The following is a 20,521-nucleotide window of genomic DNA, read 5'->3' as shown; positions in this document are numbered from 1 at the left end:
CCCTTTCTGTTCGCGCCGGTCCCCGAACATCTTGTCGGCGAAGTGCGCTACGCGGCGCTATCCGAAAGCTATGGCTGGGGTGTCGTGCCCGTGGTCGCGACGATCGGGACAACCGAGTTTACGACATCGCTTTTCCCGCGCGACGGGACCTACCTGCTGCCGATCAAGGTCGCCGTGCAGCGGTCGGAGGGCGTCGGGCTCGGCGACCGGATCGACGTGCGGATGCGAATCGGCCGCGCCGACCGGCGCTGAGGCGCGGTTTTCCGTATGATGATATACATTTCCTAACATATTGGTGCGATAGGGCGGGGATGAACGGGGCGGGCGATCTTGTGGCGAATCTGTGCGGCCGGCTGGCGCTCGGCTTCACGATCCTCGTCTGCGCGCTCTGGACGGCTCCCGCTGGTGCCACGCCGCTCGACGTCGACCGCGACCTTTGCCATGCAGCGAGCGCAGCGGGGGATCCCGACCATCATCTGTCGGCGCTTCGCTTTTCGTGCAGCGGAACCCCGGCGGATTATCAGCAGGAAAGCCTGTGGCTTCGTGCTCCGCTCGATGGGCCGGGCGCCCGGCGCGACGACGTCGCGCTCATGGTCCATCATTCGCGGTTCGACCGGCTCGCAGTCGCTTTTTCCTACGCCGACGGCGCAACCCGCTGGCAGCAGGTGCGCGCGGGCAATTATGGACCGCATTGGCGCGCCGGCGGCCAGATCCTGTTCGAGGCCCCCGACCGCGGCGTGCCGCTAACCGCGGTCACGATGCGCTTCGATGGTCTTTCGAGTCACCAGCTCGTCCGCGCCCGCATCCTTCCGAAGGGCGAAGCAGGGATGCAGTCGGCGGGCATGGCGGCTGCCGTCGGTGCCGCGCTCACCTTGCTCCTGATCAGCTGCATTTACAGCCTGTCGCTCGCTTTCGCGGTGCGCCGGCAATATCTGGCGTGGCAGGCAGCATGGTCGGGCACGATGCTGCTGTGGGGTGGCCTCTGGTCGCAAATCCATCTCGCGCTTCTGCCGGGAATGGCCGGCACCGTGTCGGCGCAGATTTGTACCTTTCTCGCCTGTCTCGCCATCGCGCTCGCGACGATGAGCGCGGCGACGGCGGTCGATCGCGGCAAGGTATCCCGCGGGCTGAGGACGTCCGTGCTCGTCCTGGGTCTCGGGGTCGGGCTTGCGGGCATCCCGCTTGCGCTGATCCGCGGCGGCAGTCTTGGGCCGCTGGCCGATATTCTCGGTCTGGTCATCATCGTCGACCTGTTGATCGTTGCCGTCTATCTCGGCCGGGCGTGGCGACGCGGTTCGGTCGAGGCGCGCGATTTCCTCGCCGCGTGGGGCCTGCCGATGGCGATGCTCGCCTTCATCCATATCGTCGACGTCGAGGACAGCTTCTGGGGCGGCGGATCTAAGCTGCTCGTGCTCGTCGCGGCGACCTGGCAGGCGCTGTGGCTCGCCGCCGCCGCGACGCGCCGGCTCGCGGATCTCCGGATCGAACGCGACCATGCGCGCACCGCCGAAGCGCAGGCGCAGCAACTCGCGCGGCGCGACCCGTTGACCGGCCTGCCCAATCGGCGCGGCTTCGTCGACAGCGTGACGCCGCTTCTCGAACGCGCGCGGGCGGACAATCTGCCTGCCGCCTTGTTGCTTGTCGACATCGACCGCTTCAAATCGATCAACGACATCTACGGCCACGATGCGGGCGACGTCGTATTGTGTGGCATCGCGCGCCGGATCGAGCGGTGGGAAGGGCCGATGTGCACCGTTTCCCGGCTCGGCGGCGAGGAGTTCGGCCTGCTGACGATCGGGATGGAGGGGATCATCCTCGGCCGCTTTGCCGAAAGCGTGCGGCGCGGGATCGCGGCCTGCGATCACAAGGAGGCGGTCGGCGAAAGGCTGGTCACCGCCAGCGTCGGCGTTGCCGAAGTGCAACCCGCCTGCGATTTCCAGCAGCTCTACCGGCTGGCCGACGGTGCGCTCTACGATGCGAAGCGCGGCGGTCGCAACAAGGTGGTTGTCGAGCGGCACCATGACGTACCCGCACTCCCGCAGGACCGCGAGATCGCGATAACGAATTGAGCGCTGCGCGCGGGCGCGGCGCTCCCGGTCAGATACCGACCGCCTTGTTCTCGACGACTTCGAGCGGCGGCGGCGCCTTGGCCGCGCCATGGCGGCGATGGCTGAGCTTGCCTTCGACCTTGCCGCCATTTTCGATCGTGATGTTTTCGTAGATCACGTCGCCGGTAATCCGGGCGGTCGCGTGGACGATCAGCGTCTTGGCTTCGATCGCCCCGTCGAGCAGGCCCGCGATCTTCGCAGTTTCGGCGACCACCGAGCCCTTGATCTCGCTCGCCTCACCCTGGACGAGGTTGGCGCATTTCAGGTCGCCCTCGATCTTGCCGTCGACGTGCAGGTCGACGCTGGCCGAGACATTGCCGGTGACGACCACGTCCGATCCGAGGATCGAAAAGGTCGTATGACGCGCGCCGGTTGCCATCTTAGCGGGCACCACGGACGGCAGCGACGGAACCGACTCGCTGTCGGGCGTCGTCTTTGACTTCGAGAACATCGGCTTTGGCCTCCAGGAAACGGCGCGGGTTGACCGCGACACCGTTCAAACGAACTTCAAAATGCAGGTGGCTGCCAGTCGAACGCCCGGTCGAGCCCATTTTGGCGATCTGCTCGCCAGCAGCGACCTGTGCGCCAACCCTCGACGTGAATCCCGACAAATGGGCGTAGCGGGTCAGGATGCCCTGGCCGTGATCAACCTCGACGACATTGCCGTAACCCGACTTCTGCCCGACATAGACGACGCGGCCGGGAGCGGCGGCGAGGATCGGGGTGCCCATCGGGCCGGGGAAATCGAGACCCGCGTGCATCGCGCCGGCACCGGTGAACGGATCGCTGCGATAGCCGAAGCTCGACGAAAGCATCAGCACATTGGCGGGCTGGCCCGACGGGATCGCGACGAGCGTGCGTTCGAGCACTTCCATGCGGAACAGCGCGCTTTCGAGTGCGGCGAAGGATTTGCCGAGCGAACTCGCGCGGCCGGTGTGGCTGCGATAGGGGATGAACGGACCACCGCGACCGGTCGCGGCGCTGCGAACCAGTGCGGCGGGATTCATGCCGAGTTTGGCGACGGCGCCTTCGGCCTTCGCCGCGCGTTCGTTGACGGCGGTCAGCAGGCGGGTCGCGAAATCTTCCTGGCGTGCTTCGAGGCGCGCGAGGATTTGCGCTTCGGGCGGCAGGTTCGGGTCGATCACCGCGCTGGTCTTGAGCGGAACCTTTTCGGCGACCGGCGTCGCGCCGTCGGTGTGAGCCCCGGGTGTTACCGCGGCGGGTTCGACGCCGAAATGGGCTTTCGACCATTCCTCAAGCTGCTCTTGCCGGTCTTCGAGATCGGCGGCGGTCTCGGCGACATTGTCGCGATATTTCGCGATGCGTGCTTCGGACGCAGCAGCAGCTGCCTGTTGCTGCGCGACGGCAGCGCGCTCACCCGAAGTGAGCAGCTGGTTGACGAGAATCGCGAGCGTCGCGCCGGCCCAGGCCAGCAGGACGAGCCCGGCAATCAGCGCAACGCGCTTTTGCCAGACCGCACTGACACGCAGAAACCGTACATGGCCGTGCGTGCGAACGAAAATTTCATGGTCCTGGAACAGCGCATTGAAGCGCTGGCGCCAATGGCGCAGGCCCGTCGTTTTGGAAGACAAGTTACGACCCCGTCTTATGTTTAAATGGAGCCCTCCGCCCCGACTTGGATGGCGCCTTATCAGCCGCAGGGCGACTCCGCGAATCTTTGGGACGCGACTCGGGCCGAGTCGAAACCATCGTGCGGTGAACGGTGTCAGTGCCGGTAAATACTGCCATTTTTGCAGTAAATAGCGCGCGAATCGGCCAATTTCATTGACGGCTTGCTTACCATTTTTAGCTAGGGCTAAGCGGGTGAATATCATGGCCAAATCCGCTCCATCCGGCGCCCTCGAATCGCCCACCGGCCAGTCGACCCCGGCCGGCGTCCGTCCGCGTTCGGCGGTCAGCGCCGGCGTCGGCATCGTCGGGCTTGCCGGCCTTGTCAGCTATCTTTTGATCGCGCGTTTCGCGCCGCAGATAGCGGGCTTCCTCGGCATCGATTGGGGTCGCGGTCCGATGGACGGCCCCAATTCGGCGATCGCCAGCGTCCTCGCCTGCGGCCTGCCGATGGTCTTGTGGTCGGTGCTGGTCGACAAGGTGCACCGCAATCCGTCGACCGGAATCGACTGGGCGCTGCGCCGCCCCTGGCGTGAGACCATCGATATCAGCCTGACCAAGCTCGCCGGCATGTGGGCGACGTGGGGACTGATCGCGCTGATCTATGCAACGATGCGCTATTATTGGGAGGGCAATTACGCCTTCTCGATGAACCTGCTCGAAACCGTCGCGCCGTGGCTGCTGCTCGTCTCGGTACCCTACATGCTGTGGCTCGATCGCCGCATGACCGAACCGCGCGATGGCTGCTGGCAATTCGGGCGCTGGCTGATCGCGCCGGGTCAGCCCGTCGACGGCCGTGCGATCGGCCATCATTTGCGCGCGTGGGGGGTGAAGGGTTTTTTCACCGCCTTCATGCTCTCGATCGTGCCGGGCAATTTCTCGTCGCTGGTGACCGTTCCGATGAGCGAGGTGCTCGCCAATCCCTATATGACGGGGCTGTGGGCGATCAATTTCCTCTATCTGGTCGACGTCCATATCGCGACGGTCGGCTATATCCTGACGTTGAAGCCGCTCGACGCGCATATCCGCACCGCCAATCCCTATGGCATGGCGTGGGTCGCAGCGCTCGTCTGCTATCCGCCCTTCATCCTGATGAACGGCGGTCCGCTCGATTATCAGGTCAACGGATCCGACTGGGGCTATTGGCTCGAGGGCCATGACAATGTGATGATCGTCTGGGCGCTCATACTTGTCGGGCTGACCGCGATTTACAGCTGGGCAACGATGGCCTTCGGGATCCGCTTCTCGAACCTGACGCATCGCGGCGTGATTACGCACGGCCCCTATGCCCTCACGCGCCACCCCGCCTATATCTCGAAGAATCTGAGCTGGTGGGTCGGCGCGATGCCGTTCCTCGTCACCGCCGGCGGCTGGGTCGAGGGCGCGCGGAACGTCATCCTGCTGGGTCTCGTCAGCGGCGTCTATTACTGGCGCGCGAAGACCGAGGAGAAGCATCTCCTCGCCGATCCCGCCTATGTCGCCTATTGGAACTGGGCGCAGGAAAATGCGCCGGTGCCCCGCTTCTTCGCGAAGCTCACCGGGCGCGCGCGCCCGCTGATCCGGCTCGAGCCCGACCCGCGCATCGGGCCGGTGGCCTGAAACGGGCGGGCGCGATAAACGCGCCCGCCTTTTTTCTCAGAATTTCACGCTCGCTTCGATGCCATAGATGCGAGGTTCGTTGACGTAGCTCGTCAGATTGTTGAAATCGATCCCGCCGGTCGGCGAGGCGTCGTTCGTGATGTTGCGGCCGAAGGCCGCGATATCGAAGCGGTCGGTGCGATAGCCGATGCGAACGCCGCCCTCGAGCAGCTTGTCGTCCGAAAATTCGGCCGAGCGATAGAGGAAGAACTGGATTTTCGAGCGATAATACCAGTCGGTGAAGGCGTAGACCGCGCCGTTGCCGACGGGGAATTCATAGCCCGCAGTCCAGTTGAGCGTCCACTTCGGCGATTGCGGCAGCTGGTTGCCGTCGATCGAGAAGATGCCCGGGCTGCCCGCGCGCGGCGGATCGAGTACGGTGCACGGCGCCGAGCAGCCCGCGACAAAGGCGTTGGCGTCATCGATCTTGGCCACATTCCATGCGCCGCCGATCGAGAAGGTCAGCCCCTTCGCCGGTGCCGCCTGCAATTCGGCTTCGATGCCATGGCCCTTGGCATCGACATTGAGCAGGCTCGCGCGGTTCGACGTGCCACCGACGGCGGTGAGCTGAAGATCCTTGGTATCGAAGAAGTAGCCGGTCAGGTTGAAGCGGACGCGGTTGTCGAGGAAGTTGGTCTTGATACCCGCTTCATAGGACATCGTCTCTTCCTGATCGGCGGTCGAGATGACGCGCGAGAAGGTCAGGCGGCCCTGTACCGACGGTGCGCGATAGCCGCGTGCGACGCGGGCATAAAGCGTCACCGCGTCCGAAGCCTCATAGGTCGCGCTGGCGTCCCACGTCAGCAGCTTGCCCTTGACCTTTGCGGCCTGCGGCGGGACCGGCGTGTTCGGGTCCGGGGCGGTAATGAAGCCAGGGCGCATTTCGACCGGGCGTGCCGCGACGAAATCGCGCGTATCGTGGTTGTAGCGCGCGCCGGCCTGCAATTTGAAGCCATTGTCGAAGGCATAGTTGACCGAACCGAAGATGCCATAGGCTTCGCTGTCCTGCCGCTGGGTCGCGATCGCCCACGGGGCCGCGGAGGTCGGGTTTTCGAACTCGAAGCTCGAAATGTCGAGCTTTTCGTCGAAATAGAAGGCACCGAACTGATAGCCGAGCCCGCCGCTGTTGTTCGACGCGATACGGATTTCCTGCGTGAACTGGTCGAGGCTGGGGACATTGTCCTGGCTCTGCGCCGAGAAGGGAATGAACCCGGGCCCGCTGACCGGCGCGAACTGGTTGCCGAAGCCGCCGTCGATATCGCCGCGGCTGCGGAAATTGCCGTTCCAGTAGGAGGTGATCGAGTAAGCGGTCACCGGCCCGAAATCATATTCGAGGTTCAGCCCGGCATTATAGGTGTTGAGCTTCTGGAAGTTCAGCCCGTCCTGATACACCTCGTCGCGCTTGAATTCGGTGCCCGCGCCGCCGAGGCCGACGAGCTTGTTGCTGCCCGGAAGCTGCGTATTGGCGCGGAAGATGATCGCCGAGCCGTCATAGATGCGGACCTGCCCGGTCACGCGGCCGGTGAAGGGACCGTTTTCATATTGGAGCTGAAGGCGCGCGGCGATGTCGTCATAGCCGCCAAGATCGTTCTTCTTCGTGGTCGCGACATTGTCGACCCAATTGTCGCGATGCTGGAACAGCGTCGACAGGCGGACCGAGAAGCCGTTGTCGTCGGCGGCACCCGCCGCGACTTCGACCTGGGTGGTGCCATAGCGGCCATAGCTGGCGCGGGCATAGCCGCCGGTCTTGCCGGGCTTGACGGTGTCGAACTTGACGATGCCAGCGGGGGTGTTGCGGCCGAACAGCGTGCCCTGCGGCCCGCGGAGGACTTCGACGCGGTCGAGGTCGAAGATCGGGAAGCCCTTGAGGATCGGGTTTTCGAGCACGACGTCGTCATAGACGAGGCTGACCGGCTGCGAGGCGTTGAGGTCGAAGTCGGTGTTGCCGAGCCCGCGGATGTAAAAGCGCGGGAAGGTACGGCCGAACGAGCTTTCGATGTTCAGGCTGGGAACGCGGCCCGCGAGCACACGCACGTCCGAGCCGGTCGAGGTGATCGCGTCGAGCGTATTGCCCGACAGCACCGAGACGGCCACCGGCACATCCTGCAGGCTTTCCTCGCGGCGCTGCGCGGTGACGACGATGTCGCCGAGGCCGCTGTCTTCAGCGGCAGGGGCGGTCGATGTGTCCTGCGCGGCGGCGGGGACGGCCCAGGCCGCGGAGGCGAGGACAAAAGCTATAGCGGTAGCGGAAGGAAAATGGCGCATGGGCGAGCTTCCTGAAACAGAGTTGACGATGGGAGAGTGGAAAAACCAAAGGCTCTTTGGCTTTCCACGCGCGCGCAATCAATCACGGAAGCGCACACCGCTGACTTTCATGTCAGCAGTGTTGCGCAATTGCTGCACTTTCGGGACGATATTGTCCGTTAGAAGCTGAGTTCGTCGTAGATCTTCGACAGATCGTGCCCCCACGCGCCTTCGTAGCGGTCGAGCAGATCGTGCGCGGGTGACTTGCCGCTCTTGGCGATGCGACGCAGCGGTTCGAGGAAGCCGACCTCGTTATCGCCCATCGAATTGACCTCGCCGCGCGCTGCAAGGCCCGCCGCCGCGATGTCGAGGACGCGGTGCGCGAGCTCGCCCACCGTGCCGCCGCCGGGCGCGGGGGCGTCGAGGCCCTCGCTCGGCACCGCGTCGCGGAGCGTCTGCTGTTCCTCGATGCTCCAGCCCTTCACCAGATCCCACGCCGCATCGAGCGCACCCTGGTCGTACAGGAGCCCGACCCACAGTGCGGGAAGCGCGCAGATGCGGTTCCACGGGCCGCCGTCGGCGCCGCGCATTTCGAGGAAGCTTTTGAGGCGCACTTCGGGGAAGGCGGTCGAGAGATGGTCGTTCCAGTCGGAGAGGCGTGGTTTCTCGCCCGGCAATGCGGGCAGCTCGCCCTTCAGGAAATCGCGGAAGCTCTGGCCCGCGGCGTCGATATATTTGCCGTCGCGGAAGACGAAATACATCGGCACGTCGAGCATATAGTCGACATAGCGTTCATAGCCGAAGCCCTGCTCGAAGACGAAGGGCAGCATGCCCGTGCGCGCGGGGTCGGTGTCGGTCCAGATATGGCTGCGATACGACATATAGCCATTGGGCCGCCCTTCGGTGAACGGCGAGGAGGCGAAGAGCGCGGTCGCGATCGGCTGGAGCGCGAGCGAAACGCGGAATTTCTGCACCATGTCGGCCTCGCTCATATAGTCGAGGTTGGTCTGGATCGTGCAGGTGCGCAGCATCATATCGAGCCCCATGCTGCCGACGCGCGGCATATGCTCGAGCATGATCTTGTAGCGGCCCTTGGGCATGATCGGCAGTTCGGCGCGCGTCTTGTCGGGCCACATGCCTAGCCCCAAGAAGCCGAGGCCGAGTTCGGCGCCGACTTCCTTCACCTGCTTCAAATGGCGGCCGGTCTCGGCGCAGGTCTGGTGGAGATTTTCGAGCGGCGCGCCCGAGAGTTCAAGCTGCCCGGCGGGTTCGAGGCTGACGGTGCCGTCGCTGCCGGCGAGCGCGATGACCTTGCCGCCCTCGATCACCGGTTCCCAGCCGAAACGCGTGAGCGCCATCAACAGGTCGTGGATGCCGCCGGGTTCGTCATAGGACGGCGCGCGGTGGTCGGCGGTGCGATAGACGAATTTCTCGTGCTCGGTGCCGATGCGCCAGCGGTCCTTGGGTTTTTCGCCCTTGATCATGGGGACCGCGAGCTGGTCGCGGCTTTCGACGATGGGATCGTTGCTGTCCGAGGCGGTGCGCGTGCTCATATCGCGCCATTATACGGTTCGGTACAGAATGCAATCGGCTGTTGCTGGGGCCCTATTTGACGCGCGCGCGCAGGTTGATCGTGAAGCTCGACCCGGGCGCCATCGCGCCCTTCGGCCGGATACGGACATGGGTGACCGCGGTATCGACGCCATTGGCATCGGCGACGGGCGTATAGGTCCAGCTGGTGCCGCCATTGTTCGAAAATTCAAGATCGTCGGCCGTGCTGGACAGGCTGGTGAAGCCATAGGTTAGCCCGCTGCCCCCCGCGGTGAAAAGCACCGGGCCGGGGCCGGGGGCATAGGTGCCGACAAACAGGCCGAGGTTCGCCGGGATCGCATCGGTGACGATGACGCTGTTGCTGGTCGGGCTGGTGCCCGAGGGCGCGGTGACGACGAGGCTGTAATCGGCAAAGCCGCCGGGGATGAGCTTGGGATTGGTCGTGCCGTTCTGCGGGTCGCTGTAGGCGACCGAGGTCTTGGCGATCGACAGCGGCAGAACATAGGCGTTGGTATAGGTGCAGACGGTCGTCGTCGTATTGCCCCGGATCGTCAGCGTGCGGCCGGGAGCGCCGCTCGCGAGCGGGCTGCCGCCGGTGCATTCGACCGTCGCGTTATAGAGCGCGGCGACCGCGCCGCCGCCATAGGTTTCGGCGGGCAGGGTCACGACGTCGCCCGCGCGCACCGTGACGAGGCTGCCGTTGGTCGCGGTCGGGGCGGTCGAGCTGAAACTGGCGTTGGCGGTGCCGCCGCTCGTCGTCGCGCTCGCGCTGTGGCCGTTCGTCGCACCCGACCAGAGCTTGGCGAGCCTGAGCTGCTGCTGGATGCGGCTGTTGGTGAAGGTGCAGACGATCGCGGTATCGGCGGCGTTCACCGTCAGCACATTGCCCGAAAGCGCCGTCGCATTGCCGGTGCAGGCGAGCGACTGATTATAGTTGGCGCCGTCGCCCACGGTAAAGTTTTCGGTCAGCGTCGCGCTTTCGGCGGCATAGACGGTAACCGCCGCGTTGGTGTCGGTCTCGCTCGCGCTGTTCGCAACCGAGGACAGGGTGGCGTTGTTGATCAGGCCGCTGGTCGCGACGGTGACCGCGTTGGTCGTTTGCGCATTGGCCCATGTCTTGCGCACGACGAGCGTCGCCGATTTGCGGCTGTTGGTCCAGGTGCAGGTCAGCGAGGTGCCCGAAGGCATGACGACGGTCCGGCTGAGGCCGCTGCCCGCAGTGGCGACGACGGCATTGTCGCTGTTGCGACGGCATTCGAGGCTGCTGTTGTAGTTGGCCGCGACGCCGGTCGTGAAAGCCTCGGTCAGCGCCAGGGTCGAACCCGGGACGGCAACCGCCGTGGCGTTCGTCGTCGATCCGCCGACGGTCGAGCTTCCCGCGGTCGGGAGAAGGCCGCCCGAAATCGTCAGGCCGACCGCATCGCCGGCGATGCCGTTCGTCCAGTTCTTGGCGAGCACAACGGGCGAGTCATTGTCGGTGATCGTATAGGTGCTGGCCGTGCGCGCTGCGCCGCCACAGCTTGTCGTGCTCGAGACGGTATAGCCGGTGCCGCTGTTCAGCGCGATCTCGATCGTTTCGCTACCTTCGGTCGCGGTATCGTCGACGATCTGGATGCCCAGCGGAACCGCGGCGTTCTGATAGGTACCCGCGGGGATGGTGACGGTGAAATTCGCCCCGCCCCCCGGCGTCGTATAGTCGGTGCCGCGCGTTGCGGTGCCGCCGGTGATGCTGACATTGACCGTGCGCGCGGCGAACAGCGTGCCGTTGACGGTGAGCGTCGGCAGGTTGGTCGTCGCCAGCGATTCGACCCCCGACGCCGAAGCCGTCGACAGTTCGATGAAGGGGTTCAGCGTGATCCGGATGTCGTCGAGGAAATTGCCGATGCTGCCTGCGTCACTGGTGATGAACTGGACGCGCTGGATGCCCGACGCGCCGGTGTAGGTGGTCGATCCGGTGTTGACGTTCCACACATTGTTGACCGTCGAGGATTGCGATGCGAGCGCCTGGATCTGCGCGCCCGAACTGTTCGCGATCTGGAACCGCGCGGTCTGCGTCGCAGGCCCGCCCGATCGCGCGCGATGGGCAAAGGTCCAGCCGATCGTCTCGCCGCTGACCATGCAGATATTCTGGTAGAGCGCGCCGGGCACGTTGGCGTTCATTTCGGCGAAGACCGATCCGGCATAGGCTGGCACGCTCTGGAAATTGCTGTCCCAAAGCTCGATCTCGCCCGACGCCGAATCCCAGCCGACGACCGAGCCGTTCGAATAGATTTCGTAATTGGCGGCGCCCGGACCCTGCGGATCGTTTGATTCGAACGACGGATTGACGATGACGCGCTGCGCCATCGCGGCCGGCGCGACGGCAAGTGACAGCGCGGCAGCGAGGATGGCGCAGGGCCGGTGAAGGAGATTTTTCAGGGTCAATTGACGGTCACATGAAAAGCGAGCGCGAGCACGTTGCCGGGCGCGAGCGTCGGGGCGGTGGCGGCGACGGTGGTGCCGCCGATCGATGCGCCGAACGGATCGCTCTCGTCGGCGCCGGCGGCATTGTCGTCCTCGACCGTCGTCGCGCCGGCACAGCCCGTGCCGCTGCGCAGCGAGCCCGCGACGAAGGTCGTGCCGGGAGGAAGCGGGTCGGCGACATTGATCCCCGTCGCGGTGGCGCTGCCATTGTTGGTGACGAGGATGCAGTACCGCATTGTCGCGCCGGGGATCGCCTTGGGATTGGTCGCGCCGTTCACCGGATCGCTGACGATGCTGCTGGTCTTGGCGATCACCAGGTTGGTGGTCGGACGGCAGAAGGCGATGTCGTGGATCGCCATGCCCTGCTGCCCGGGGTCGGCAGGGGCGAGGCTGTGGCTGCCATAGGTGATGGTGATCGTGTCGACGGGCGCGGCAAAGGTCACGACGACATTGCCGTTCGCGCTGTTGTCGGCCGATGCGACATCGCCATAGGCGCTGTTGCCGATGACATAGTTGCTGATGCCGTTGGTCAGCGTCGGCGATACGGGCGATCCGTTGAAGCTTCCCGTCACGGTGACCCGGTCGGCGAACTGACCCGCGGCATAGTCGACGTCGAACAGGCGGAATTGCGCCCCTGGAACCGCGGTCGGCAGCGCCATCGTGGTCGTGACGATTCCCGCCTGGCTGGCCATGTCGACGATCTGGAAGATCGAATATTGGGCGGGCGTGAAGCCGCCGGTGACGACATTCTGGCGCGTCGGCGACTGGCCGCCATAGGTCGCATTGTTGAGGAACGACCCACCGCTGATTCCGATCGTGACGTTCATCGTGCCGATCGCGACCAGCGAATAATTGCCGCTGGTCGTGCCCGCGGGCCAGGCGATGCCGTCCCAGTCGTGGACCGTCGTGCCGACCGGGCAGACGAGCGTCGGCGCGATTCCCGCGACGCGCGAGCCCGACACGGTGAAGCTGGCCGAATCGAAGTCGTCTTCGCCCGCCACGCCGTTGCCGGGCGTGGAATCCATGTCGAACGTCGACGACGCGCTCACCTCGGCGCTGTTGGTGACGGTCGCGCCCGCGGTTGCCGCGACGGTGCCGGTGATCGTCAGCGTCCGCGTCGTTCCCGGCGGGATGCTGCCGACGGTCCACTCGCCGGTTATGCTGTTGTAGCTGCCGAAGCCCGATGCGGAGGTGAAGTTGAAACCGGCGGGCAGCGTGTCCTGCACGGTGACGCCCGTCGCGGTCAGCGGCGCGCCGCTCGCGTTCGTCACGCTCAGCACATAATTGATGCTGGCCCCGAACGCCGGTGCAGCATTGCTCACCGACTTGCCCAGCGACAGGTCGGCATATGGCGTGAGCGGGACCGTCGTGAGCGTGAGGTCGGATCGCCTGAAGGCGCCGCTGTCGCCGTTCAGCGAGTCGCAGATCGTGAGCCGCCAAGTCCCTGCCGATCCCTCGCCGTTGAAATCTGCGAGCGAACCCTGCGGACGGAAATCGCGCTGATAGGGCGGCGCGGTCGTCGTCGAATCATTGTTCGACGTGTGCGTCGTGACGCTCGCGGCGGCGCTGTCGTCGAACAGGACGTTCAGATTGTCGGGTGTCGTTCCGACATTGCTGATCAGGTCGACCACCGTGCCCGACGGCGAAACGAGCGTTGCGCGAAGATCGCCGCGATAGGTGTGCGTGAGCTGCACGCCGATATTCACGTCGGTGACCTGTGCGTTGGCGGTGATCGTGAAATTCCGCACCATCGGGCTGGTGCACGATGTCGCGGTTTCGCTGATCGTTCCGGTGGTCGTATTGCTGTAGCTGGTGGTCGTCTGTGCGGCGGCGGGATTGCTGGCAAGCGTCAACGCCAGCCAGACGAGCATGAGACATACCCGCACAGACTGCAAACACTGGCCCCCACGCCAGCGGTATCGGCTCTGGTCCCGCCGTTGCATCGTGCCGCTATGCCCCGCACATAGCTAATATGCGGTTAAAATCGGGGACTTGGCGGCAATTCTGTTCGGAGTTGGGACGGAATCGGCGCGCCTGCTATTGTTCGGACCAGTCGCCGTGCTGCCCCATCCACAGGCTGACGGCGGCGATGGCAGCGGTTTCGGCGCGCAGGATGCGCGGGCCGAGCGCGATGCGGCGAACGGCGTCGTGGGCAATCAGCATGTCGCGCTCGCGCGCCGTGAAGCCGCCTTCGGGGCCGGTCAGGATCGCCGCCGGTGCCGGGGCGCCGACTGCCGCAAGCGGTACGCCGCCGGCTTCGTCGGCGAACAGCAGTGCGCGATCCGCCGGCCAGTCTTTCAGCAACTGCTGCAATTTGACGGGCTCGGCAAGCGAGGGGAGCGCGGTGCGTCCGCACTGCTCGCACGCTTCGACGATCTGTGCCTCAAGCCGTTCGCGCTTGACGCGTTCGACGATCGTGCGTTCGGTGATCACGGGCTGCAGCCGGCGGACGCCAAGCTCGGTTGCCTTTTCGATGATCCAGTCGAGCCGCGCCTTCTTGACTGGCGCGAAGCACAACCAGAGGTCGGGAACCTGCTCGAGCCCGTGGGTCCGGCGTTCGATACGCAGCGTCAGCGACCGCTTTGCCGCATCAGCGATCACTGCCAGCCATTCGCCGCTGCGGTTGTCGAAGAGCAGAACCGGATCGCCCACCTTCAGCCGCATGACGCCCAGCAGATAGTGCGCGGCGCTGCCGTCGATCACGGGCGCGGAGTCCGGACCCAGCGGTTGGTCGATGAACAGGCGGGGCGTACTGGCGGGCGGCCAGGCGGGTGTAGCGGGCATGGGACAGACCGGTAGCAGACTGCGTTATTTTGCGCATCTGTTGCCTGAAGAAGGCGAATCTGTCCCGATCCGGGTCAAATCAGCCATTTAAGCGAGGTGCCCCGCCCCCGCGATTAGCGGTTTGGTAAGCAGTTTCCCCCTAGGTGCGAGGATACCAGTCACGCATCTGAGTGGGCCGCGTGTCTGGACCAAGAGGGGTTAGACTATGCGAGGGACCGTATTCAGCCGGCTGCGGCTGGGCGCCAGCAAGCTTTTGCGCGACCAGCGTGGTAACGTCTATTTCCTGACCGCGGCCGCCCTTGTGCCGGTTCTGGGCCTGGCCGGATCGGGTATCGACATCGGGCGCGGTTATATGGCGCAACTCCGCTTGCAGCAGGCCTGCGATGCCGGCGTTCTCGCCGGGCGTCGCGCCATGACCGGGACCACCTATTCGGACGCGGCCAAGTCCGAAGCGAACAAGATGTTCAACTATAACTACCCCACCGACAAATATGGCAGCAGCCAGGTGAGCTTTACCTCGCAGGCATCGGGGCCGTCGAGCGTTGTCGGCACGGCACGCGCCTATCTTCCTACCGCGGTGATGCAGGTATTCAGCTTTGACGGTTTCGACCTGACCGCCAACTGCACGGCGAAACTCGAAATCTCCAACGCCGACATCATGATGGTCCTCGATGTCACCGGGTCGATGGCGCAGACCAATTCGGGCGACTCGGTCAACCGCATTTCGGCCCTCAAGACCGCGACGATGGACTTTTTCGACACGATGACGGGTGCCCAGATCGGTGATGGCCGGCTGCGTTTCGGGGTCGTGCCCTACAGCTCGGCCGCCAATGTCGGCAAGATCCTCTATGACAAGAACCCCGCCTGGCTGGCGGATAATACCGAGCTGTGGTCGCGTTCGGCGAAGATGAAGACGGTGTATTCCAACCCGGTCTATGAGGAAGACGACGATTTCCGGAACGGCACCACCAGCTATGGCAATTATTCGACGCTGAACAGCACGAGCCTCAGCAACTCGGCCTGCTCGACGGAGACCCCGCCAGCCGACACGACGCCGACGTCGCAGGGCAACCCGTCGGCGAACCAGACCAACCAATATGTCGACGGCGACGGCAATCGCGTGACGACCTATGATACCAGCCAGACCTATCGTTACTATACGCATCGGTACAGCTGGATTCCCAAGAGCGGGAATACGAAGGCCTATTGCGCGTTGCAGCGCCGCACCGCGACCTTCACCCGGACGCACACGACGACGGTGACCGAGACCCCGACGCTGGTTTTCGACAATAAATATATCTATCAGAAGCGGAACTTCGACGTTTCGCAGGCGAAGGGCGGCACCGCGTTCGAAAACGACACCGGCGATGCGGGCGCGAAAATCTTCACGACCTGGGGCGGATGCGTCATCGAACGCGGGACCGAGGCGTTCGGGTCGACCGAGACCGCGCCCGACGATGCCTATGACATGGACGTCGATACCGCGCCGGGCAGCGACAACATCACCAAATGGCAATTGCTCGTTCCCGAGGTGGCCTTTCCGTTTGCCAGCGGTCCGGGCAGCACCCCGTCGACGGCAAGCGAAGTCACGGTGAACAGCAGCAGCGTCAGCGGCGATGGCAGCACGAACGGCAGCTGGCAGCGTTTCTCGAAATATTGGTCGAACGGCTGGGGCGTGTGTCCCGCGCCTGCGATGAAGCTGACGACGCAGAAGGCGAGCGACCGGTCGAGCTTTAATTCCTATATCAACTCGCTCCAGCCTGTCGGCGGCACCTATCATGACGCCGGGATGGTGTGGGGCGTGCGGCTGCTGTCGGCCGACGGCATGTTCAAGGATGAAAACTCGACGGCGCCGAACGGCCGTCCGATCAGTCGCCACATCATCTTCATGACCGATGGCGAAATGGCGCCGAACATGGGCAATCTGTCGTTCCAGGGCTATGAGTGGAAAGACAAGCGCGTCGGCGGGACGAGCGACAGCGCGCTGACTGCGCGGCACAACAACCGCTTCCTGCAACTCTGCGAAAAGGCGAAGGCCAAGAATATCACCGTCTGGGTGGTCGGGTTCGGCGTGACGCTCAACGACCAGCTCACCAAATGCGCCTCGTCGGGCAAGGCGTATCAGGCGAACAACGCATCGCAGCTCAACGATCATTTCCAGGCGATCGCGCGGCAAATCTCCAAATTGCGGCTGTCGGAATGATGCGCCGTTTCGCCTCGATCCGCCGTTTCGGCCGCAACGAACGCGCGAATGTCGTCATCGAGTTCGCGCTCGCGGGCCCATTGTTCCTGCTGCTGGTGGTAGGGCTCTTCGACTATACGTGGCAGATGTACGCGAACCAGGTACTGCAGGGTGCGGTGTCCGGTGCCGCGCGCGACGCGACGCTCGAAAGCAATGCCGGCAATCAGACCGCGATCGACAATGCGGTCAAGGCGCAGGTCCAGCATGTGTTCAAGGACGCGACCCTCGAGTTCAAGCGCAAAGCCTATGAAAGCTTCGACCGGATCGGTGATCCCGAGGTCATGGTCGATAGCGGCAACGGCATTCTCGGCGACAAGGGCGATTATTTCGAAGATCTCAACAACAATGGGAGTTGCGACGACGATGTCGGGACCGACGGCAACGGCGGCGCCGAGGATGTCGTCCTCTACACGGTGAAGATGAAATATGCTCGCGTGCTCCCGGTCTGGAAGATGCTGGGCCAGCCGGAGGAGACGACGCTGATCGCGACCGCCGTCCTGCGCAACCAGCCCTATGGTGCGAATACTTCGACCAGCCAGATCGTCTATGTAACAACCGACGGGGGATCCCACGGATGCGTTCCCAAATGACGACTATTCCGGAAATGATGGCCATTCGGTCGAAGCTCGCGCGGTTCGTCCGCGAAACCCGGGCCACCATCATCATCGAAATGGCTTTCGCCGTGCCGTTGCTCGTCCTGCTTGGCTTCGGCGCGCTCGAAATGGCCTATCTGACGTTCGCCAACACGCGCATCAGCCAGATCGGGCTCAGCGCTGCCGATAATGCGTCGCGCGTCGCCGCGGGGGCCTCGCTGTCGCTGCCGCAGATCCGCGAGCTCGACATCAACGAAGTGTTCACGGGGGTCGAGGAACAGGCCGAAGGGCTCGATTTCAAGAAGCACGGCCGCATCATCCTCTCCAGCCTCGAACGCAATCCCGAAGGCGGCCAGTGGATCCACTGGCAGCGCTGCTACGGCGATCTCAAGGTGACGTCGAGCTATGGCCTCGAAGACACCGGCAAGACCGGGACCTCGTTCAAGGGCATGGGCCCCAAGGATCGCGAAGTGACCGCGGCCGCCGGAACGGCGGTGATGTTCGTCGAGATCGTTTATGAATATCAGCCGCTCGCTTTCGGGAAATGGCTGGGGCCGCGCACCATCCGGTCGACCGCTGCGTTCAATATCCGCGAATCGCGCGACCTCGCCAAAGTCTATGGCCCGGGGGTCAAGTCGGCCTGCACCTAGGCGTCGGCCGGGGCGCCGCCAATCGGGCGCGCGGCTCGAAAATCAGGCATTTATCGCGGGCGCGGCGGCTGCTACATGCGCGGCTGCCGATGACTGCCACCCATCCTCCCGACAGCCAGCTTGGTGGTTTCGTGGCCATGCTGCCAGCCGCGGCGCGGCCCTATGCGCTGCTCGCGCGTTTCGACCGGCCGATCGGCTGGTGGCTGCTTTATTGGCCCTGCGCATGGGCGCTCGCGCTCGGCGGCGGGGCAATCCGCCACTGGCCGCTCTTTCTGTGGATGCTGCTTGGCGCGATCGTCATGCGCGGCGCGGGCTGCGTCTACAACGATATCGTCGACCGCGACCTCGATGCCCGCGTCGCGCGCACGGCATCGCGTCCGGTTGCGAGCGGTGCCGTGTCGGTGCGAAATGCGCTGCTATGGACCGGTCTTCTTGCGCTCGTCGGGCTGTTCGTACTGCTCCAGTTGCCGCGGCCCGCGCAGATCGTTGCGCTCGCCAGCCTGATCCTCGTCGCCGGTTATCCGTTCATGAAGCGCATCACCTGGTGGCCGCAGGCGTGGCTTGGCCTCGTGTTCAGCTGGGGCGCGCTCGTCGCATGGGTTGCGGTGGGTGGACAGGACGGTCTGGCGCTGCCCTTGCTTTACGCCGGCTGCATCGCATGGGTGATCGGCTATGACACCATCTATGCGCTGCAGGATATCGAGGACGATATGCTGATCGGCGTGAAATCGAGCGCGCGGGCGATGGGCCGGCATGTGAAGGCCGGGGTCGCGATGTGCTATGCGGCTGCGCTCGCCCTTTGGGCCGGTGCGCTGTGGATGGTGCGCCCCGATCCGCTCGTGTTCGTCGCGCTGCTTCCTGCGGCGCTGCACCTGACGGGACAGGTGGTCACGCTCGATCCGGCGAATGGCGAAGATGCGCTGGCGAAGTTTCGCAGCAACCGTTTTGCGGGGCTGCTGGTGTTTGCCGCGATGCTGGTCGTGGGAAGCGCGCCCTGACTATTCCGCTGCGAGTAACTCTTCGGCGCCGCCAAGATCGACCGACACGAGCCGGCTGACGCCGCGCTCGATCATCGTCACTCCGAACAGGCGGTGCATGCGTGCCATCGTCACCGCATTGTGCGTGACGATCAGGTAGCGCGTGTTGGTCTCGCGCGTCATGCGGTCGAGCAGGTCGCAAAAGCGCTCGATATTGGCATCGTCGAGCGGGGCGTCGACTTCGTCGAGGACGCAGATCGGCGCGGGGTTGGTAAGGAACAGGCCGAAAATCAGCGCCACCGCGGTCAGCGCCTGTTCGCCGCCCGAAAGCAGCGTGAGCGTGCCGAGGCGCTTGCCCGGCGGCTGCGCCATGATTTCGAGGCCGGCCTCCAGCGGATCGTCCGAATCGACGAGTTCGAGATGCGCCTGCCCGCCGTTGAACAGCGTCGTGAACAAGCGTTGGAAATGCCCGTTGACCGCCTCGAACGCTGCGAGCAGGCGGACGCGTCCTTCGCGGTTGAGATTACCGATCGACCCGCGAAGGCGGTGGACGGCCTGCGTCAGTTCCTCGATCTCGGCGGCATTCTTCTCGCGCTCGGTATCGAGTTCGACCAGTTCGTCGGCGGCGACGAGGTTCACCGGACCCAGCCGCTCGCGGTCGGCGATCAGCCGGTCATGTTGTGCCGATTCGGCGTTGGCATCGCCTACACCGTCGCTTTCGAACCCGGCCTTTTGCGGGAGCAGCGGCGGCGGGCATTCGAAACGTTCGCCCGATAATCGCCCCATTTCGATGCGGCGAAGCTCGGCATTTTCGGAACGTGCAATCGCGCCGGCGCGGGTTTCGCGCGCCGCGGCGACGCGCTCCCGGATCGCATTGAGTGCGGTTTCGGCCTCGCGCAGCGCGGCCTCGGCGGCACGCTCCTGCGCTTCGGCGGCGGCAACCTTTTCGCGAAGTTCCGCCTGTTGCGCTTCGGCCGCGACGCGTTGCGCGGCGAGCCGTGCGGGCGCGTCGGCAAGCTTGGCACCTTCAGCCGCCAGCGCGTCGGCGCGCTTGTCCATCTCGGTGACGCGCCGTGCGGCTTCGCCCGCGCGGGCTTTCCAGCTCTTGATTTCGGCGCTGACCACCGCCTGTCGTTCGCTTAGCGCCGCGAGCGTGCGTTCGTGTGCTGCCAGGGCATCGCGCGCCGCATTGGCGTCGGTGCGCGCGCGTTCGGCGGCTTGCTCTTCCCCTTCCAGCGCGGCGCGCGCGATACTGTCGTCGGGCAGCGCGGCCAGCGCGGCTTCCTGCACCGCGAGCGTTTCGGCGGCCTCTTTCGCCGCCTCGGCGATTTCGGCGAGGCGGCGGTCGAACAGCGCGGCGGCATCGCGATGGCGGTCGAGCGCGGCCTGCGCCTGATCGGCGGCGCGCAGCGCGGCGCGGCGCGCTTCGTCGGCCTGCGCGAGCGCCTTGCGCGCCGAAGCGGCCGCCTCGGTCAGTTCAGCAGCTTTCGCGGCGGCGGCATCGCGGCGGTCGCGAAATTCCTGAACGCCGAGTTCGACCTGCGGGCGCTGCGCCGCGAGTTCGTCGAGACGGTTCTGGCGTTGCAGTCGCTCGGTGGCGGTGGCGCCGTCGCCGCGCGTGACAAAGCCGTCCCAGCGCCGC

Annotated in this window: 14 protein-coding genes and 1 pseudogene; 7 read left to right on the top strand and 8 right to left on the bottom strand. The window is 65.0% G+C overall.

Features of this window, described 5'->3' with window-relative positions; genetic code table 11:
• Positions 1 to 252, top strand: a 252-nt coding sequence (locus VGD20_RS04860) for a DUF1905 domain-containing protein (protein WP_331133367.1), incomplete at its 5' end; no start/stop codon positions are given.
• A gap of 59 nt (positions 253 to 311) precedes the next feature.
• Positions 312 to 2,069, top strand: coding sequence for a diguanylate cyclase (locus VGD20_RS04855; RefSeq protein ID WP_331133366.1), 1,758 nt, complete (start codon positions 312 to 314; stop codon positions 2,067 to 2,069).
• A 28-nt stretch (positions 2,070 to 2,097) separates the two neighbouring features.
• Here the strand turns inward: VGD20_RS04855 and VGD20_RS04850 are convergent, their stop codons facing one another.
• Both VGD20_RS04850 and VGD20_RS04845 read right to left on the bottom strand, forming a co-directional pair.
• Positions 2,098 to 2,487 carry a polymer-forming cytoskeletal protein gene (locus VGD20_RS04850; RefSeq protein WP_331133365.1) on the bottom strand — a complete coding sequence of 130 codons (390 nt, stop codon included), beginning with the start codon at positions 2,485 to 2,487 and terminating at the stop codon, positions 2,098 to 2,100.
• A gap of 1 nt (position 2,488) precedes the next feature.
• Entirely contained in the window at positions 2,489 to 3,700 is a 1,212-nt protein-coding gene (locus tag VGD20_RS04845; protein ID WP_331133364.1) for a M23 family metallopeptidase, read from the bottom strand.
• 241 nt (positions 3,701 to 3,941) lie between these two features.
• Here VGD20_RS04845 and VGD20_RS04840 point away from each other — a divergent pair, with 241 nt between their 5' ends.
• Entirely contained in the window at positions 3,942 to 5,336 is a 1,395-nt protein-coding gene (locus VGD20_RS04840) for a methyltransferase family protein (RefSeq protein ID WP_414714542.1), read from the top strand.
• Positions 5,337 to 5,372: 36 nt separating this feature from the next.
• Here VGD20_RS04840 and VGD20_RS04835 read toward each other — a convergent pair whose 3' ends face one another.
• The 5 genes from VGD20_RS04835 to VGD20_RS04815 form a co-directional block, all read right to left on the bottom strand.
• Positions 5,373 to 7,640, bottom strand: coding sequence for a TonB-dependent receptor (locus VGD20_RS04835; protein WP_331133362.1), 2,268 nt, complete (start codon positions 7,638 to 7,640; stop codon positions 5,373 to 5,375).
• Between the two features lie 158 nt (positions 7,641 to 7,798).
• The gene (locus VGD20_RS04830) at positions 7,799 to 9,172 is read right to left on the bottom strand and encodes a glutamate--cysteine ligase (protein ID WP_331133361.1); all 1,374 of its coding nucleotides are present in this window, start codon (positions 9,170 to 9,172) and stop codon (positions 7,799 to 7,801) included.
• Between the two features lie 52 nt (positions 9,173 to 9,224).
• On the bottom strand, positions 9,225 to 11,594 hold the full coding sequence (locus VGD20_RS04825) for a hypothetical protein (RefSeq protein WP_331133360.1): 2,370 nt from the start codon (positions 11,592 to 11,594) through the stop codon (positions 9,225 to 9,227).
• A complete protein-coding gene (locus VGD20_RS04820) occupies positions 11,591 to 13,504 on the bottom strand; it encodes a proprotein convertase P-domain-containing protein (protein ID WP_331133359.1) in 1,914 nt (637 codons plus the stop codon). The genes VGD20_RS04825 and VGD20_RS04820 overlap by 4 nt, the downstream gene beginning before the upstream one ends.
• A gap of 166 nt (positions 13,505 to 13,670) precedes the next feature.
• The gene (locus VGD20_RS04815) at positions 13,671 to 14,417 is read right to left on the bottom strand and encodes a 16S rRNA (uracil(1498)-N(3))-methyltransferase (protein WP_331133358.1); all 747 of its coding nucleotides are present in this window, start codon (positions 14,415 to 14,417) and stop codon (positions 13,671 to 13,673) included.
• Between the two features lie 205 nt (positions 14,418 to 14,622).
• Between VGD20_RS04815 and VGD20_RS04810 the strand changes: the two genes are divergently transcribed.
• The 4 genes from VGD20_RS04810 to ubiA all read left to right on the top strand — a co-directional run bounded on the left by VGD20_RS04810 (position 14,623) and on the right by ubiA (position 18,900).
• Positions 14,623 to 16,620, top strand: a complete 1,998-nt coding sequence (locus VGD20_RS04810) for a pilus assembly protein (protein ID WP_331133357.1) — start codon at positions 14,623 to 14,625, stop codon at positions 16,618 to 16,620.
• Positions 16,617 to 17,249 carry a TadE/TadG family type IV pilus assembly protein gene (locus tag VGD20_RS04805; protein WP_331133356.1) on the top strand — a complete coding sequence of 211 codons (633 nt, stop codon included), beginning with the start codon at positions 16,617 to 16,619 and terminating at the stop codon, positions 17,247 to 17,249. The genes VGD20_RS04810 and VGD20_RS04805 overlap by 4 nt, the downstream gene beginning before the upstream one ends.
• Positions 17,246 to 17,902 carry a hypothetical protein gene (locus VGD20_RS04800; protein WP_331133355.1) on the top strand — a complete coding sequence of 219 codons (657 nt, stop codon included), beginning with the start codon at positions 17,246 to 17,248 and terminating at the stop codon, positions 17,900 to 17,902. Before VGD20_RS04805 ends, VGD20_RS04800 begins: the two co-directional genes overlap by 4 nt.
• Positions 17,903 to 17,991: 89 nt before the next feature.
• Positions 17,992 to 18,900, top strand: coding sequence for a 4-hydroxybenzoate octaprenyltransferase (gene ubiA / locus VGD20_RS04795; RefSeq protein ID WP_331133354.1), 909 nt, complete (start codon positions 17,992 to 17,994; stop codon positions 18,898 to 18,900).
• Here ubiA and VGD20_RS04790 read toward each other — a convergent pair.
• Positions 18,901 to 20,521: pseudogene (locus VGD20_RS04790) on the bottom strand (chromosome segregation protein); the annotation flags it as partial.

It is taken from the genome of Sphingopyxis sp. (assembly GCF_036402335.1).
GTDB lineage: Bacteria > Pseudomonadota > Alphaproteobacteria > Sphingomonadales > Sphingomonadaceae > Sphingopyxis.
This window is presented reverse-complemented; position numbering and strand designations above follow the sequence as displayed.

What these genes read in the sequence shown, in the direction of transcription:
- VGD20_RS04800 (WP_331133355.1), top strand. Translation starts at nt 17,246, where the DNA reads ATGACGACTATTCCGGAAATGATGGCCATTCGGTCGAAGCTCGCGCGG.
- VGD20_RS04850 (WP_331133365.1), bottom strand. Translation starts at nt 2,487, where the DNA reads ATGGCAACCGGCGCGCGTCATACGACCTTTTCGATCCTCGGATCGGAC.
- VGD20_RS04835 (WP_331133362.1), bottom strand. Translation starts at nt 7,640, where the DNA reads ATGCGCCATTTTCCTTCCGCTACCGCTATAGCTTTTGTCCTCGCCTCC.
- VGD20_RS04830 (WP_331133361.1), bottom strand. Translation starts at nt 9,172, where the DNA reads ATGAGCACGCGCACCGCCTCGGACAGCAACGATCCCATCGTCGAAAGC.
- VGD20_RS04815 (WP_331133358.1), bottom strand. Translation starts at nt 14,417, where the DNA reads ATGCCCGCTACACCCGCCTGGCCGCCCGCCAGTACGCCCCGCCTGTTC.
- VGD20_RS04855 (WP_331133366.1), top strand. Translation starts at nt 312, where the DNA reads ATGAACGGGGCGGGCGATCTTGTGGCGAATCTGTGCGGCCGGCTGGCG.
- ubiA (WP_331133354.1), top strand. Translation starts at nt 17,992, where the DNA reads ATGACTGCCACCCATCCTCCCGACAGCCAGCTTGGTGGTTTCGTGGCC.
- VGD20_RS04840 (WP_414714542.1), top strand. Translation starts at nt 3,942, where the DNA reads ATGGCCAAATCCGCTCCATCCGGCGCCCTCGAATCGCCCACCGGCCAG.
- VGD20_RS04805 (WP_331133356.1), top strand. Translation starts at nt 16,617, where the DNA reads ATGATGCGCCGTTTCGCCTCGATCCGCCGTTTCGGCCGCAACGAACGC.
- VGD20_RS04820 (WP_331133359.1), bottom strand. Translation starts at nt 13,504, where the DNA reads ATGCTCGTCTGGCTGGCGTTGACGCTTGCCAGCAATCCCGCCGCCGCA.
- VGD20_RS04810 (WP_331133357.1), top strand. Translation starts at nt 14,623, where the DNA reads ATGCGAGGGACCGTATTCAGCCGGCTGCGGCTGGGCGCCAGCAAGCTT.